Consider the following 15,325-nt stretch of genomic DNA (forward strand, 5'->3'; position numbering starts at 1 on the left):
ATGGAAATAACTGAATCTTCGTGCAGCTCGCCGCCGGGCGTAGTGTAGAGCAGAAATTCCGTAAATGTGTTCTGTTTGGCAATCTGTTTATTCTTTTTCATAATTTTATACCTCAATAGCGCCGCTCATCAGCCGCGGCAGAAGCAGATCTCGGGCTTGGACGAATTTTTGGTTTTGGGTTAAAGGCTGAATTGTTTCAATATTTATTAACCCAACCATTTCATCAAATGATTCAAGCCACGGATTAGAAGGAAGCTTTAAGAGCGATAGCCCGTAAAACATCGTCTTTATTGACTTTCCAGAGATTTGAGCAATTGCCGACAATGTGTCGGAAATTGCCTTGGATAGGTCTTCGGGTCTCCTATCGTAACTCACCAACTCGCTCACAAGGCTGTCCACGTTATGCCCCTTTGTTACAAATTGCTTCAGAAACAGCACTTTAAGCCCTAACCCCTAATTCTTTATCCTTTCCCGGCTGCAGATACCCACGATCTTCAACCGCCAACAATAGCAAACTTTCGTGTCAGCGTTTCAAAGCTCATATTGACCATTACGGCATTGTGCGGAATGAGCACATATTTCCAAGGTTTGCCGCCGTGCTGCGCCGTAAACTCCGTAGCGTTTTTGCAATAGAGGAGGGCTGCTTCTGTTTTTTCCCGGACTTCGGCAGTTTCCATATCGCCTTCCTTCTTTGTCTCTACCATGTAAATCGTGCCCCCAGTCTCTACCACAAAGTCGGGATGGTATTGCTTAGAGTTGTGCTTCCAATAAATCCTGAACTGTTTTGCCGCCGGGCGCAGCCATTTCAGAACCACATTGTCTTGCTCCAAAATAATAGCAAAGTCTTTTTCAGTCTTGGAATCAAATTTATAGAGGTCATGGCAGGCCTTCTTGAAGCCGCTGAATACTTTGCTCGGGATCGCGTTGGTAGGCGTTATGGTCTCGGTGTAATGATGGATGCTGTCCTTTGTATACTTGGAAAAGTTGTGTTCCTCGATTCTTGAAAAGGGTTTGATGACCGGCTTTTGAAAAACCGGTGCTTCAAAGTAAAAATGTTCCATCATCTGGGAATAGATGTATTGGCCGATTTCTTTCTTATGGAATTGAACAACATTCTCAAGATTGTCGTCCGTGAGGTATGTCCTGAATTTTTGAACCGCCTCGCCTGCCAACTTGAAAAGAAGATCGGACTGTACGTCGTAGTCAATTTCAGAGTAGTTGATAAGCTCATTGACGATAATATTGTCCGGGAAATCTAGAACAATCCTGCCTTTTCCGATGACGATGTCGACACTGTTTTCCTGTTCCCGGAGCTTCTTGACGAGAATTTCCTCCGATACGGGCTGATAATTAAGGTTTTTGACATCAAGGTCAAACTCACGGAAGCCTGATTTCGATTCCGTACTTTGCAGGATCATGATTCGGGGAATCTCGATGATGTTATCGGTGAACTCCTCTACTATAACCTCGTAGGCCTTCTCCACTTCCCGTATCATCTCATCTGCAAAGAGATACGGCTGCGGCGCAAACTCTATCTTCTGCCGTATCTTCTCAACGGCAATATCCCTGATTTCATCCTTTTTCAACTCTGAGATGTTCGCTACTTCCGTATTCATTTCGGGGAGGGTTGAAAGGATGACCTTTCGCACCTCCAGGTTGACCTGGGCTTTCTGTTTCGCTTCAGGTTCTGTGATTGCATCGATCCGTTTTTGCTCTTCCACCATTCTTTGTTCCATACTGGAGTTTGCCTTAATCACCTCTTTGGGCTGACTCAATTCTTCGGAATCAATCGTGATGATATTTTCCTTTCTGATGATTGAACCCGGCTTATTTGCCTCATCAACAATTTCCTGAAATTTGTCGTGGGCAATAATGGTGAGCTTATCCACCTTGTCGTTGCCGGTTCTTTTCCCGTAGGGTAAACGAAGCCCTCTTCCGATGGTTTGTTCCCGCAATGTCATGGATGTAGCTGTCCTCAAAGGGATGATGGTATAGAGGTTCGTCACATCCCAGCCTTCTTTCAGCATATTCACGTGGATAACGATTTCTATCTTGTTTAAAGGGTTTTCAAGGTAGACAAGCCGCTCGATGTTCTCGTCCTTTTCACCGCCGGTCTGGTTCGAGTGGATTTCCATGACCTTATCGGCATAATACCCATCGAAAAACCCTTTTGATGATATCATCTCCTTCAGTTTCCCAGCATGTTCCGTATTTTGAGAAACTACGAGCACAAAGGGCTTGACCTGATTTACTTTCATATCTCTGGCGTAGATGTCGAGAGCAACCTTCGTGTCTTCATGGAGACGGATACCGTCTTCCAGTTTGATTCTGTCAAGGTCGTCCTGGGTATAGTGGGTGGGGTCGAAATCTCTCCGCGTTGCCACAGCAGGTTCTTTTACGAAGCCGTCCCGAATAGCTTTTGCCAGAGAATATTCATAGACAACGTTCCGGAATTTGATCGCCCCGCCGCTCCGCTCTACCTGCGGTGTCGCCGTAAGTTCAAGGCCGAGAATGGCGTTCAATTCATTGATAACTTCCATGCCCCTGTCGGCACGGTAATGATGCGACTCATCCATAAGAACCACAAGATCATCGAGGTTGGAAAGGTAATTGAAATAGGAGTTCCCGAGATATTCCACCAGTCTCTTGATCCGCGGAGACCTGCCGCTCCTCGTTTCGGCGTTTATCTTACCGATGTTGAAGATGTTGATGTGGATCTCATACTTGAATAGTTCCCCCTGACGGACCTCCTCATAATTATCCCCGGTGATGATCCGGGGTCGCCGGTGGACGAACTCGCCGATACCCTGAAAGACATACTTGGGGCTTCCGGTGTTGGAAAAATCATCGATCAGCTTGTTGTAGACGGTGAGGTTAGGCGCCAAAACAAAGAAGTTCCGGGTATTCTTTGCCAGATAGAGATAAGCGATGAACGCACCCATCAGCCTCGTCTTCCCTACCCCTGTTGCAAGGGCAAAACAGAGAGAAGGAAAGGTTCTCTCAAAATCCGTGCATGTAGGATAAAGGCTTTTGACTTTCTCCAATTCTGCGGTTAAATCTGTGTTTTTGCGCAAGGAAAGTATATCCGCAAGGTCGGACAAAATCTCCAGACTTTTTACCTGGGGAGCCCGGAGGCTTAACCGGTTTTTGATGGAGGTAGCGATTCTATTCATCTATTCGCCCTCCTTGTCAAAAAGCGCGGGTTGATTTGCAGGTCCTTTTTTCTTTCCCGTTTTGCCTTTTTTGTCCGCAGCATGTTCTTTCTCATCCACCGGCTCCGCATCTGATTGAATTTCATTGGCAATATTGAGACTGTAATCCTCTTTTCCGAATTCGCACCGGCCAAGGAGCAGATTGGGAATCTTCTTGATGGTGATATTCTCGTACCGATCTTCGCATGCCTCCTGAAAGGACTTGCAGCAGATAAGGAGGCTTTCGTCAGGTTGCATCTCTTCATGAATGCTGTCCAGATACTCAACGGTGATGAAATTGGTCGTGGTAAAGATGTAATCCTTTTCAGTGGACTTTCCCTGTTTCCAGTAGAAAGTCTCATCAGGATTGTAGACAAACCCTTCGTGCTTTGCCATGGCAGAGGCAAGCATAGTGGCGTTATATTCCTTGCTGATGACCCAGTTGCCCCATTTGTCCTTTTCGAGGAGCGACGGCGCAAGACGGAAATAACGGAACCCGCCGCCGCCTTTCCAGTCCACAACCTTTGTAATGCCGCCGGGGTCTTCTCCATCGATAACCTTTTTCATACGGGGGATTATGTGGGTGTGGCAGTGCTCACCAAGCTCGACCATGATCCAGCGACGGCCCATTTTGTGCGCTACTGCACCTGTTGTGCCCGAACCAGCAAAGGAGTCAAGGACGATGTCATCAGGGGAAGAAGCAATATCAATGACTCGCTTAAGCAATCGTTCGGGCTTGGGTGTCTCAAATTGTTCCAGATCCGAGATTAGTGCCTTTACCTCCGCTTTAGAGGTTCTGTTGCTTCCGACCTCTGAATGAAACCATATGGTTTCTGCAGGACGCAACAACTGCCCATCACCGTAAATACGGAAGTAGGGATTCCAGCCATTTCGTCCTTTCTTCCACTCAATTCGGTCTTTTTCTCGTTCAACCTTTTCTGGGCTCCACCTCCATGCGCCATCTGACCCGTCTTGTCTGCGTGGAAACACATTTGTTCCATCTGGTGCAACTAATGCATAGAACAATTTCGGCCTTGCCATCCTTGAGTCACCCTGACCTCCCATAGCCCGGAGCGGCTTCAGATAATACGGACGGCCCTCATTGTCAATCTTGTCATAATGGTCGGCCAACTCTTTCGACTCATTCGGAGGTTTGTTGAACACCAACCGATCTCTGTTTTTGCCGTACACAAGTACATAGTCATGCCTGGAGGAAAAGTACTGGGCGTCCATCCTTGGGCTATCTGATTTCTCCCAAGTTACTGACCCGATGAAATGGCCTCGGCCAAATACTTCATCCAACAGCACCTTGAGGTAGTGGCCTTCGTTGTCGTCAATGGTTATCCATATTGAACCATCATCAGACAACAACGTCCGCAACAGTTCCAGCCTGTCTCGCATCAAGCTCAGCCAAATAGAATGCTCTATACCGTCGTCGTAATGAGTAAACGCACTACCCGTATTATACGGCGGATCAATAAAAATACACTTTATCTTCCCCGCAAACTCCTGCTCCAGCGCCTTCAGTGCCAGCAGATTATCACCGAAGATGAGCCGGTTGTCAAAAATGTCTTTCTCCGAAATCCGCTGTTGGGCATGATACGACTTCTCCTGGTCGTCCAGCAAAATCCTCGGTTCCAGCCTCGGCCTGTTCTCCTTCCCGATCCATGTCAATTCAAGTTTCTGTTTTCTCTCGGTCATTGATTGTCGACAATCTCCCAACGTCCGCCTCTATCTGGGCCGATGCGTTTGATAAGTCCTTTTGCCTTGAGTTTATTAAGGTTGTATTCCACAGTTTTTCTGGTCAGCTTTCCTTCAAGCGCCATTGCTGCTTTGCTGATAGCAGGATTCTTGAATATAAGATTGTAGATGGCACTTTCATTCGGCGAAAGATTTTCTGCCCCCTTTTCTGCCCCCTTTTCTGCCCCCTTTTCTGCCCCCCCACCGGGAGTAGCACCGACACGTTTGCGCTGCGCTGCGCCCGATGGGAATATTTCTTCCATATCCTCTGAGGTTAGCCGTTTGAAGGTGATAGTAAAAAAGTTTGTTTGTCTGATCTTCGGTAGGGGCAAATCTGCCTGAACCATAGCTTCTTTCATTCTTCGTATGCCTGTACCGGCAAGCTCTACCTTGTCCATTCTGAAGAACAGATCGGCAATGCGCTCATTCCGCCTTACTGATATCTTTCCAAAGTCTTTTTTTGCCAGACCTTTAGGTAGACCTCCCGGATTTGTGATTTCTACGCGGTCGTCATAAACCTCGATTGTAAGGCTCGTACCGCGTATACTATAATCCCTGTGGATAATAGCGTTGGCTATGGCTTCCCGGAGCGCTGCGAAGGGTATTTCGTAGATGTCGTTTCGGTTTACCCCTTTTATCTCGCTACGTACGTTCAAGTGTCTTTTCAAAAACACAATGGCCCCATTGAACTGTGTAAGGAGATCATCGGCAATATCTTCCCTGTCGTAAATGTGAATGCGGTCCGTTCCTTTGAATGCAATAAGCGTCATTCTTGCATGGAAAATATGTTTCTTAGGGTCTTTTGCAAAAAAAAGAATGCCAGTGTTGGTGATTTTTCCATCGTGTGCTGCATTGAGACTTGTCATGATTTCATGGGGTATGATCTTTTTGATGCGGATATCCGCTTCTTTTAGAAAGGTCTGTATCTTCTGTCTTGAAATATCTTCCCATGAGGCATCTTTGTTGATCTTGTCTTCGTAAGGGTCCAGCTCGTTTTCCTTGAACATCACCCGCAGTTCGTGATTTGTCATTTTTTGTGTTGTTCCGTCAAGTCGCCTGAAATAACCAGCACTACAGCTATAGGGTTTCTCTTCACCCTGGACAATCTCCACAACAACGACATCATCAGTCTGTCTGATCTTTACTTGAATCGGAGGACTGCAATTGCGGGCAGTTGTATTGATCTTTGCTTTTAGATCATTGGTCAGCTTTTCGCCGATAACAGTCTTGTTGTCTCGAACACCGAGCAGAACAAGCCCTCCCTTTGTGTTGGCAAAGGCGACTATGTCCTCGGCTATACGCGGAGTAAAATGCTCCTTGAACTCGACGGTGAGTCCTTCGCCTTCCTGAATAATCATATTTATTGTATGAGCGTCAGTCACTCAGGATCACTCCTCGTATCTCTGCATGATTAGATTATCTTCCATCTTATCAGGAATAGTTCATTTCTTTCAAGCTTTTGCTGCAAGCGGGCTTCAATTTCGTCGATCAATTTCTCTTTCTTTACATCCACCTCATCCTGCGCCTGAAATAGGTTATGCCGCAAGGCATTTCTCTTTTTCTCCATCTCCTTGATTTCCCTCTGAGCTTTCACCTTTTCTTCAAGGCTGAGAATCTTCTTTGCCTCGGTTTTGTGAAACTTGATATCCTTATCCAATTCTTTCAGATCGATCTCAAGGCTGCTTTTTACGTCATCTGCCCATTTTTCAAGCTTCCCCATTTCAGTATCGAAAAACCCCGCGTTACGCTCCGCATTTGCCTGAAGGACCTCAGTTTCCAGTCTGTGCCTTATCCGGTCGATACGGCTGTCGACTCCATCCCGGATCGGCACATCGTTGGGGCTTATTGTTCCGGGTAACGAAAAGAGTCTCTGACACGTTTCGTTATCAAGTTCGGTGCCGTCGTCGCCTATCCCGCAAAGAAGAATCTGATCTTCCGCCTCAAAAGAACTGATAGTGAAGCTAACCACGGACAGCCATCCCGTTTTATTCACGAGGGGCTCTAAGATTGTGATCTTCTTGGGAGTAGTGGAGTAATGAAAGATCAATTCCTGAAGTGGTAATGAGAGCACTTTGCACTTCTCGATAATCCTTTGGGCCAATGGATGGCCTACTCTGTATATATTTGCATCTTCAATATTCTTCCCAATCCTGTAAGGGCCTGAGTGGATCTTCTCATGGGGAAAGGGTTTCTCCCGGAGCATAAAGGAATGGTCATCTGATGAGAAGTCCGCATAAGGAGTCAGGTAATAGCGGGTAAGTTCCCACAACCAGTTTTCATAACGTGAAAGATAAGCCTTGCTTTCCCGGAGATTAACCTTCAGCTTCTCATGGACCTCTTCGTCGAAGTTCTCAAGGAGGTTCTGCCTTGTGATGTTCATGGTTTCGTCGATCTGCGTCTCCATTTCCTTCTGCAGGGCATCGAAGGCAGTTTGAATCTCATCCTCGGTGCGGCAACTGTTGTAAATCTGGGCAATGCGCCTCTCGAAGTCCACCCCTGATTCAATGGTTCCGAGGACCTCATCGCTTGCCCCGAACACACCTTCAAAGAGTTTGAATTTCTCCGACAGTAGTTGATACACCCTCTGATCGGCAGCGTTCTTCTTATTCAAAAAATTTACGACTACCACATCATGTTTCTGGCCATACCGGTGGCACCTTCCTATCCTCTGCTCGATCCTCTGTGGATTCCATGGCAGATCATAATTGACAACCAGGGAACAAAACTGGAGGTTTATGCCTTCCGCCCCCGCTTCTGTTGCAATCATAATTTCCGCCTCATCTCTGAAGCAATCCACCAGTGCGGCCCGCATATCCGCCGTCTTTGAGCCCGACGGTCTGTCGGTCCCTTGATATTTCTCCAACCATTTCCTGTAGATTTCCTTTGATTCCCGATCGTTGTTGGAACCATTAAAGAGCACTATTTTGCCCTTGTGTTCCGTATTGTCGAGGATTCTTTTCAAGTATTCCTGCGTTCTCGTCGATTCGGTAAAGATCACTGCTTTTTTACCGGCGCCTTTCTCCTGTGCCTGGGCGAATCCCCTCTGGAGGGCTGCCAGGAGCACCTCTCCCTTTGAATTCTTCTGTATAGACCTGGCCAGGGTATGAAAATCGCGCAAGGAATGAATTTCTTCTCTCATTAACTTTATGTCATCTCCGGTGTATGCAGGTTCTTCCTCTGTTACTGTCCCTTCCTCCTCCTCTGACCATTCATCCTTTACCTCATCAAAGGTCTCGAAGTTTTGAAATATGTTATCTTCAAGGGGGGTGGCTGGCTGGCCATGACGGTCAATTATTGCCTCTAATCGTTTTGCAAGGGCATCCAATGTGCCTGAAATAGCATAAGTAGAAGAGGCAAGCAGCTTCCTGAGGATAAGCGTCATTAACTGTCTTTGGCTCACGGGTAATGCATAGAGGGCAGGTCTCTGGAGATAATCCGAGACAAGATCGTACAGTCTCTGTTCGTTCTCAGTAGGGTAAAACTCCTGGGTAACGGGTATACGATTTGTATATTTGATGTACTCCAGGACCTGTCTTCTGAGCGTTCGCTGGCAAATTGGTTTAAGGCGACTTTTAAGATCATCAAAGTTGTCTACACCGGTGAACCTCGAAAACTGGTTCTTAAAGCTTTTCAAATCTCCGAAGGCATATTCATCAATCACACTTACAAGGCCATACAGTTCCAGAAGTGAATTTTGAAGAGGCGTAGCAGTCAATAGCAATTTGGGTGAGTGCGCTACGGCGGACTTGATCATATTTGCAATCTTGTTTGTCGGTTTATAGACGTTGCGCAGGTGATGGGCCTCATCGATGACAATAAGGTCCCAGGCAATTTGTTTGATATAGGCATCTTTGCTCTTTGCGAAATGATAAGAACAGATAACTATCTCATGCTGCTTGAAAGGGTTTAAGTTCCCTTTTTTTATTTCCTGATTGAAGGATTTGGTCTCCAGGATCATGGAAGGGAGGAAAAACTTGTCGATAAGCTCCTGATTCCATTGTTTCCGAAGACTCGAAGGGACAATAATGAGGAGTTTGCGCTTCCGATCGGCCCATTTTTGCGACAGCAGGATGCCAGCCTCAATTGTTTTGCCAAGCCCAACCTCATCTGCAAGGATTGCACCTTTGGAGAGAGGCGATCTAAAGGCGAAGAGGGCAGCTTCTACCTGGTGGGGGTTCAGGTCAACCTGGGCATCCGACAGTGAGGCAGCAAATTTCCCGATGCTACTCGACGAGCAACGCTTAGTTAGCTCGTAGGCAAAATATTTGGCATGGTATGGCGTTAATTGCATTTAATCTCTGGTTTTAAAAAAGGACAGTGGGAAGTTGCTGCAAACATTGCGTTATTTCTTGCCGCTCTCTCTGCAAAAAAAGCCAATTTTTCTTGTTGATAACAAATATTCCCACCCCTTTTTTTCCATTTCATCACATTTTACTATAATAAGATTTTATCCCCTCAAAACAAAAAATGCAATCATTTAAAATGATTACAGCGGTTAAATTCTCAATGTCCCGCCTCCGGCAGGATTAAGACTTACAAAATTCACAATCCGCATTCCGCAATTTTAACACTTCCCCTTTTAAGTACATGCTTTAGTTTTTAGCTGATGGCAATCATAAACCCCTGAATATTAAACCTTGAATAGCCCCCCTTCCTTTTTTGCTGAATACGTTAGTCCTTTAATTCCATAAATACAAACAGTTTTTCGATTCCGCCGTAGTTTTATGGGAATTTGGAAGAGTTGCCGATCCTTGATGTAGACACTCTCAGCAAATAAAGGGTTTTTGTTGGAAATAAAGATGGGGTATATATGACAGGAAGAATTTCTTTTTGACAGGATATAATATTGAAATAATAAAGAATAACCCTTATTCAGTGATTCCTATAACGTCGTGTAGATCATATAAAAGCCACCGATTATCACAAGAACACCGCAGACTTTTTTCACGATCACCGGTCCCTTTGATTGTTCGTTCCAGTTGAGGTATTGCTGAACCAGTTCTGTAAATGTGCCTGCCAATACAATAACCGAACAATGGCCCACGGCGTAGGACAAAAGCAGGATTATGCCGTACCAGATCTGTGTTCCGGCAAGTTGAAAGGTGATGCTCAGCATGGGGGCCATATAAGCGAAAGTGCAGGGTCCGAAGGCAACGCCGAAGATCAGGCCGAGGATAAAGGAAGCAAGTATGCCTTTGCGTTTGATGCCGATATTTCCGGGACCTGACCAGGGCATAGGGATGATGTCGAAGAGATGGAGCCCCACAAGGAAAAAGACACCGGCAACAAAGTAATTACCATATCTGCCCACATCGCCCATCATACGACCTGCCATAGCGGTGGACAGGCCGATAACGGCAATGCTCACCATAAGTCCTGATGAAAAAAGTGAAGCAATAAAAAACGCGCGCTTTGTCGATATGCGCCCCTGTTCATCGATAAATCCCACGATAAGGGGTATACTCGATAAATGGCAGGGACTTAAAACCAGGCTCAAAACACCCCAGAGAAATGATGCTCCGATGGCAATGGCAGGTGTTCCGGAAACAGCATCAGTTAAAGATATGAAGAGCTTTTCAATCATAATATATTCGCCCTCTTACCTGGTCTTCTTTTGCGCAGGACTCTTAAGTTCTACGCCAAGCTTTTTAAATGATTGAAGTATCTGATCTTTCGAGATAAATCCCATGTGTCGGCCAAGTTCCTTCCCCGAGGCATCATAGAAAATCTGTGTCGGGATGCCTCTGATTCCATATTTCTGACCGGCGTTCGGATTTTTCCAGACATCAACAAACTCAACATCAAGAATACCGACATATTCCTTCTTCAACTCCTCTAAAATTGGCGCCATCGCGATGCACGGGATGCACTTATCGGCACCCACATCGACAAGACGGGGAAGCTTTTTTGAAGACATAGCAGCATCTTTTTGAAGAGCTTTTGCCTTCGACTCTGCTGCCCATACTTCCTGAATACCAGAAAACAATGGGCGAGAGACCGGGGTTGCTATGAAAAGCAGGCCAATCAAAACGATTGCTGTTACAGCAAATAATTTCATATCAAAAATCTTTTTCCAATACATCTACTCCTCCTAAGTTTTAATCTTCAGAACCTTTTGTAAAAGTATTAAAATCCGTCGCAATCTTAGCTTTTTCTCCACCATCTTTATTTGTCTCTTGCCAGCCTCCACCCAGTGATTTGATCAGTGACACAACCGCCACCAGTTGCTGACCGCGCAGGCGCATAGCGGTACGCTGAGTTCCTAATGCAGTGTTCTCGGCTATCGCTACTTCGAGATAAGTCCCAAGGCCTGCGTCGTAGCGATTGTTGGCAATTTCCAGTTGTTTACATGCGGCTTTTGATGCTGCCATTACCTGTTCGTATTGGCGGGCGAGCAGATGCTCACCAACAAGGTTGTTTTCGACATCCGCAAAAGCGGTTAATACAGTTTGACGGTAGCGGGCGACCGTTTCCTCATACAGCACTTTTGTCTGGCGAAGGTTGGCAGTGAGCTGGCCTCCCTGGAACAAGGGAAGTGTCAGGGATGGTCCGATTGCCCAGAATCTGCTTGGCCACTCGAAGAGGTCGCTCATATTTCTATTTGCATTCAAATCTCCGCTCCAGAATCCTGCCTGAGCACTCAATTTAATGGTTGGAAAAAACGCAGCAGTGGCTACCCCGATGGTGGCGTTGGCGGCAGCCATGCGCCTTTCGGCAGCAGCAATGTCGGGCCTCCGCTCAAGCAACTCAGAGGGCAAATCGGGTGGAACAATAAGAGGCGCCAAGCTGAGTTGTCGCTCCGGCAAGCTAAAAAGGGACGCATTCTTGCCGGTAAGTACGGCCAGTGCATGCTCGAACCTTGCGCGCTGTAGTGCGTTATCAGGCAATTGAGCCTCGGCGCTTTTTAGAACGGTTTCCGCCTGCGCCACATCCAGGTCGGAGACTATACCGCCCGCTCTGCGGTTGCGGACAAGCACGAGCGACTTATTGTATACTTCGATACTTGACAGGAGCAGTGCCTTGTCTGCATCGAGAGCTCGAATCGTGAAATAGTCGGCTGCTACTTCGGCCTGGATAGCAAGTCTTATTGACTCGACATCGTCCGCGACAGCCTGCACCTGAGCCGTCGCTGATTCGACAGTACGCCGTACCCGACCCCAGAGATCGAACTCATAGCTCAAGTCAAAGGGTACGGTGAAAGTGTCGTAGGTCTGACCAGGCTTGCCGCCAACAGGTCGGTTTTCAGAGTCGCGCTGTTCTACCGGCAGAAAAGAGACGCCCAGACGGGGAAAAAGACCGGAGCGCCCGACATCGGCAACAGCACGAGCCTGATTGAAGCGGGCATACGCTGCTTTGAGGTCCTGATTAGCTTCCGCGGCCTCGGCTTCCAAGCCACTCAGCTCAGGATCGCCGAAGATTTCCCACCAGTTGCCCTTGGGCAGGTGTGCCTGAGGCACAGCAGCTTTCCATTCATCAGAAACACCGGTGTAAGCTGCGGGAATAGTGGTCGTCCCCGGGCGTTGGTAGTTCGGGCCGACTGCGCAACCGCTCAGCGCCACAACTATCACCATCATTATCAGCGCCGGGAGAGCGACGATACGGCAAATTCTCGTTGTAAGGCAAGCGGGCTGTTGAGTCATCTTCATCGGCTCTTCTCCTTTTTGTCAGCTTGGTCAACTGACACTGTAGTGCCGGTTGCGAGAGAGTCTGAAGGGTTCACGATGACACGGTCCTTGGGGTTCACGCCTGTCAGTATTTCAATTGTTTGCCCGAAATCACGCCCGAGCTTCACAATGCGCATCTCGACCTTGCCGTCAAGCTGGACAATGCCCACCTGCGGCCCTTCCGGGCGGAACAGGACCGTGTTCGCCGGAAGCGTCAGCGTTGACTCCAGGTTCGCTTCGGTGAAGCGCACCTGCGCATAACCACCCGCCAGGACCTCCTCTTTTGGGTTGTCCAGAGCAAGCTCTACCAGGAGCGTTCTGGAGTCCGACGCCATGACACCCGCAGTACGTATCACCCTGGGCTTAAACGTCCGATTGGGAAGTTCCAAAAAAGTCATCTCGGCGGTCTGGCCGGTTCGGATGCTTCGCGCCATTGCCTGCGGAACCTGCACGAATACGCGAAGTCTCCCTGTCTGAGCGAGGTGGAAGAGTTCTTTTCCGGCACCCGCAACAATAAGATCGCCCGAATCAATATTGCGGACTGTAATAACTCCGGCAAATGGGGCTGTTAAACGGAGAAACGACTCGAGCTTCTGAAGCCTGCCCACCTCGGCGCGGGCCGACTCGGTACTGGCTGTTTTGAGTTTGAAGTCAGCCTGCTTTTCGGCATTTTCCTGTTCGCTTACACTGGCGGTCTTCACGAGACCGGCCCACCGTTCCGCCGTGATCTTCGAAAGCCCGAGGGCTGCCTCGGCTTGAGCGAGCTGGCCACAAGCTCGCTCAAGTTCCTGGTTGAGCTCCGGTGCGTCAATCTCGGCAAGAAGCTGCCCTTCCTTAACTTGACTGCCTATGTCCACGAACCTCCGCTTGAGATAACCGTTGGCACGCGAGTAGATCGGTGTTTCGACCAGCGCTTTGACTTCGGCAGGGAGGGACAGGTTCGATACGGATTGGCCCGGCTTCGGCGAGACGACGGTAACGGTGTGAACGGAGAGATCCTTCGTCTCAGCACGCAACCCGGCGCGCTGTAGAAGCCGCGGTATAAGACCGGCCACAATGCCTATGATTACCACTACCGCTACGACAGTCGCCGTGAGCCAGAACTTGCCTGGTGAGCGGCTTAGCCCAATCCCTGTTTTTATCTCGTTATGCTTTTCTGCGGATTTATCGTTTTTCGAGTTCATGGCAACACCTCATTGGTTTTGGTTAAATAGACCTCCTCGGGTTGCGGACCTTTCGGGCTCTTCCGATGGAGCAGACTGAAGACAACGGGCACAAAAAAGAGCGTCGCAACGGTGGCAAGTACCAGCCCTCCAATTACTGCCCGGCCGAGAGGAGCATTCTGCTCGCCTCCTTCGCCGAGCGCGAGCGCCATGGGGAACATCCCGATAATCATGGCAAGGGCTGTCATGAGCACTGGCCGCAGACGGCCGATACCAGCTTCCCATGCCGAGGTCAGTGGGTCGGAGCCCTGATTAAGGTAGGTTCGCGCAAAGCTCACTACCAGAACCGAGTTCGCTGTTGCGACCCCAAGGCTCATAATCGCCCCCATCAGGGCAGGAACACTTAATGTAGTAAGAGTGAGATAGAGTCCCCACACCACACCCGCCAGAGCACCGGGAAGGGCGGTGATGATGATAAAGGGGTCGAGCCAGCTTTGAAAGAAGACGACCAGCAGCAGGTATATAAACGCCACCGCCAGTATCAGCCCGATTGCTAACCCGGTGAAGCTTGAGTTCATTGTATCCGCTTGTCCGCGCAGCATGATGAAGCTGCCCTTCGGCAGCTCCTTTTTTGCCTGCTCGATCAGGGGTTTTATATCCCGCAGCACTCCACCCAGATCCCGGCCGCTCACGCCGCCGAAGACATCGATTACCGGCATCACGTCGTAATGAGAAGAGATGGGCGATGCGCTGATCCTGTCAACGGTGGCAACATTGGCGAGAACCTGCGGCGCGTTTTTATCGGGCTGACCGGCTTTCACCGGGATTGAGTTGAGCGCAGCCAGAGAGTCCATGGGATGCTCGGGCACCCGGATGCTCACCAGGTATTGGATGCCGTTTTTGGGATTGAGCCAGTAATTGGGTTGAGTCTGGCTGCTGCCGCTTAAGCTTAAGAGCATTGAGGTAGCCACATCGCGCTCGGTAAGACCTATTTGCGACGCCTTGGTCCGGTCGACAGCAAAGCGGAACTCCGGTTGATCAGCAGTCTGTTGCACGCGCACGTCCACAGCTCCTGGAACCCGCCTGATTTTTTCAGCGAGGTTTGCTGCGATAACACGGCTCTTGTCGCGGTCTCTGCCGATGATCTGGATATCGAAGGGAGCCGGAAGTCCGAAGTTGATCGTCTGGTTTACGATATCGGCGGGCAGAAAATAGAACGTGGCTCCCGGAAAGTCGCGGTTAAGTCGGACGCGCATGCGCCGTATGTAACCTTCGGTGGGCCGGTGGCCATGGTTCAAGGACACTAGGATGTCGGCATCGCGAGTTCCCGTGAGACCGTTATCTATATACACGAGCGGGAGGCCCCCGGAGGGCATGCCGATATTGTCGAGGATGCCGGAGATTTCACCGGTCGGAACCTCTTCCCGGATCACGGCCTCGACGCGGTCCACAAACCGTGTTGTTTCTTCGATCCGCGTCCCCCCTGGCGCACGCACATGCAGCCGGAACTGGCCCGCGTCAACTGAAGGGAAGAAATCCTGCCCAAGCTGTGGGATGAGAAGCCATG

10 protein-coding genes are annotated in these 15,325 nt (G+C 48.8%); all 10 read right to left on the minus strand.

Going from position 1 to position 15,325, the window contains the following annotated elements; all coding sequences use genetic code 11:
* Nucleotides 1-105 precede the first annotated feature (105 nt).
* Nucleotides 106-399 (minus strand): hypothetical protein, encoded by a 294-nt coding sequence (locus NT178_17580; protein MCX5814332.1) that lies wholly within the window; start codon nt 397-399, stop codon nt 106-108.
* Nucleotides 400-494: 95 nt separating this feature from the next.
* Entirely contained in the window at nt 495-3,173 is a 2,679-nt protein-coding gene (locus NT178_17585) for a DEAD/DEAH box helicase family protein (GenBank protein ID MCX5814333.1), read from the minus strand.
* Entirely contained in the window at nt 3,174-4,892 is a 1,719-nt protein-coding gene (locus NT178_17590) for a site-specific DNA-methyltransferase (protein ID MCX5814334.1), read from the minus strand.
* Entirely contained in the window at nt 4,889-6,313 is a 1,425-nt protein-coding gene (locus tag NT178_17595) for a putative DNA binding domain-containing protein (protein MCX5814335.1), read from the minus strand. The genes NT178_17590 and NT178_17595 overlap by 4 nt, the downstream gene beginning before the upstream one ends.
* Nucleotides 6,314-6,342: 29 nt before the next feature.
* Nucleotides 6,343-9,222 carry an SNF2-related protein gene (locus NT178_17600; protein MCX5814336.1) on the minus strand — a complete coding sequence of 960 codons (2,880 nt, stop codon included), beginning with the start codon at nt 9,220-9,222 and terminating at the stop codon, nt 6,343-6,345.
* Nucleotides 9,223-9,813: 591 nt separating this feature from the next.
* The gene (locus NT178_17605) at nt 9,814-10,515 is read right to left on the minus strand and encodes a cytochrome C biogenesis protein (protein ID MCX5814337.1); all 702 of its coding nucleotides are present in this window, start codon (nt 10,513-10,515) and stop codon (nt 9,814-9,816) included.
* Between the two features lie 15 nt (nt 10,516-10,530).
* The gene (locus NT178_17610; protein ID MCX5814338.1) at nt 10,531-11,013 is read right to left on the minus strand and encodes a thioredoxin family protein; all 483 of its coding nucleotides are present in this window, start codon (nt 11,011-11,013) and stop codon (nt 10,531-10,533) included.
* Nucleotides 11,014-11,029: 16 nt separating this feature from the next.
* The gene (locus tag NT178_17615; protein ID MCX5814339.1) at nt 11,030-12,577 is read right to left on the minus strand and encodes an efflux transporter outer membrane subunit; all 1,548 of its coding nucleotides are present in this window, start codon (nt 12,575-12,577) and stop codon (nt 11,030-11,032) included.
* The gene (locus tag NT178_17620) at nt 12,574-13,779 is read right to left on the minus strand and encodes an efflux RND transporter periplasmic adaptor subunit (GenBank protein MCX5814340.1); all 1,206 of its coding nucleotides are present in this window, start codon (nt 13,777-13,779) and stop codon (nt 12,574-12,576) included. The genes NT178_17615 and NT178_17620 overlap by 4 nt, the downstream gene beginning before the upstream one ends.
* Nucleotides 13,776-15,325 (minus strand): efflux RND transporter permease subunit (locus NT178_17625; protein MCX5814341.1); only part of this gene is annotated, 1,550 nt, incomplete at its 5' end. The genes NT178_17620 and NT178_17625, both read right to left, overlap by 4 nt.

This window comes from Pseudomonadota bacterium (assembly GCA_026388255.1).
In the GTDB taxonomy this organism is placed as follows: Bacteria; Desulfobacterota; Syntrophorhabdia; order Syntrophorhabdales; family Syntrophorhabdaceae; genus JAPLKB01.

Coding starts and splice junctions, on each gene's coding strand:
- NT178_17585 (MCX5814333.1), bottom strand. CDS start 3,173: ATGAATAGAATCGCTACCTCCATCAAAAACCGGTTAAGCCTCCGGGCT.
- NT178_17590 (MCX5814334.1), bottom strand. CDS start 4,892: ATGACCGAGAGAAAACAGAAACTTGAATTGACATGGATCGGGAAGGAG.
- NT178_17600 (MCX5814336.1), bottom strand. CDS start 9,222: ATGCAATTAACGCCATACCATGCCAAATATTTTGCCTACGAGCTAACT.
- NT178_17605 (MCX5814337.1), bottom strand. CDS start 10,515: ATGATTGAAAAGCTCTTCATATCTTTAACTGATGCTGTTTCCGGAACA.
- NT178_17610 (MCX5814338.1), bottom strand. CDS start 11,013: ATGTATTGGAAAAAGATTTTTGATATGAAATTATTTGCTGTAACAGCA.
- NT178_17615 (MCX5814339.1), bottom strand. CDS start 12,577: ATGAAGATGACTCAACAGCCCGCTTGCCTTACAACGAGAATTTGCCGT.
- NT178_17620 (MCX5814340.1), bottom strand. CDS start 13,779: ATGAACTCGAAAAACGATAAATCCGCAGAAAAGCATAACGAGATAAAA.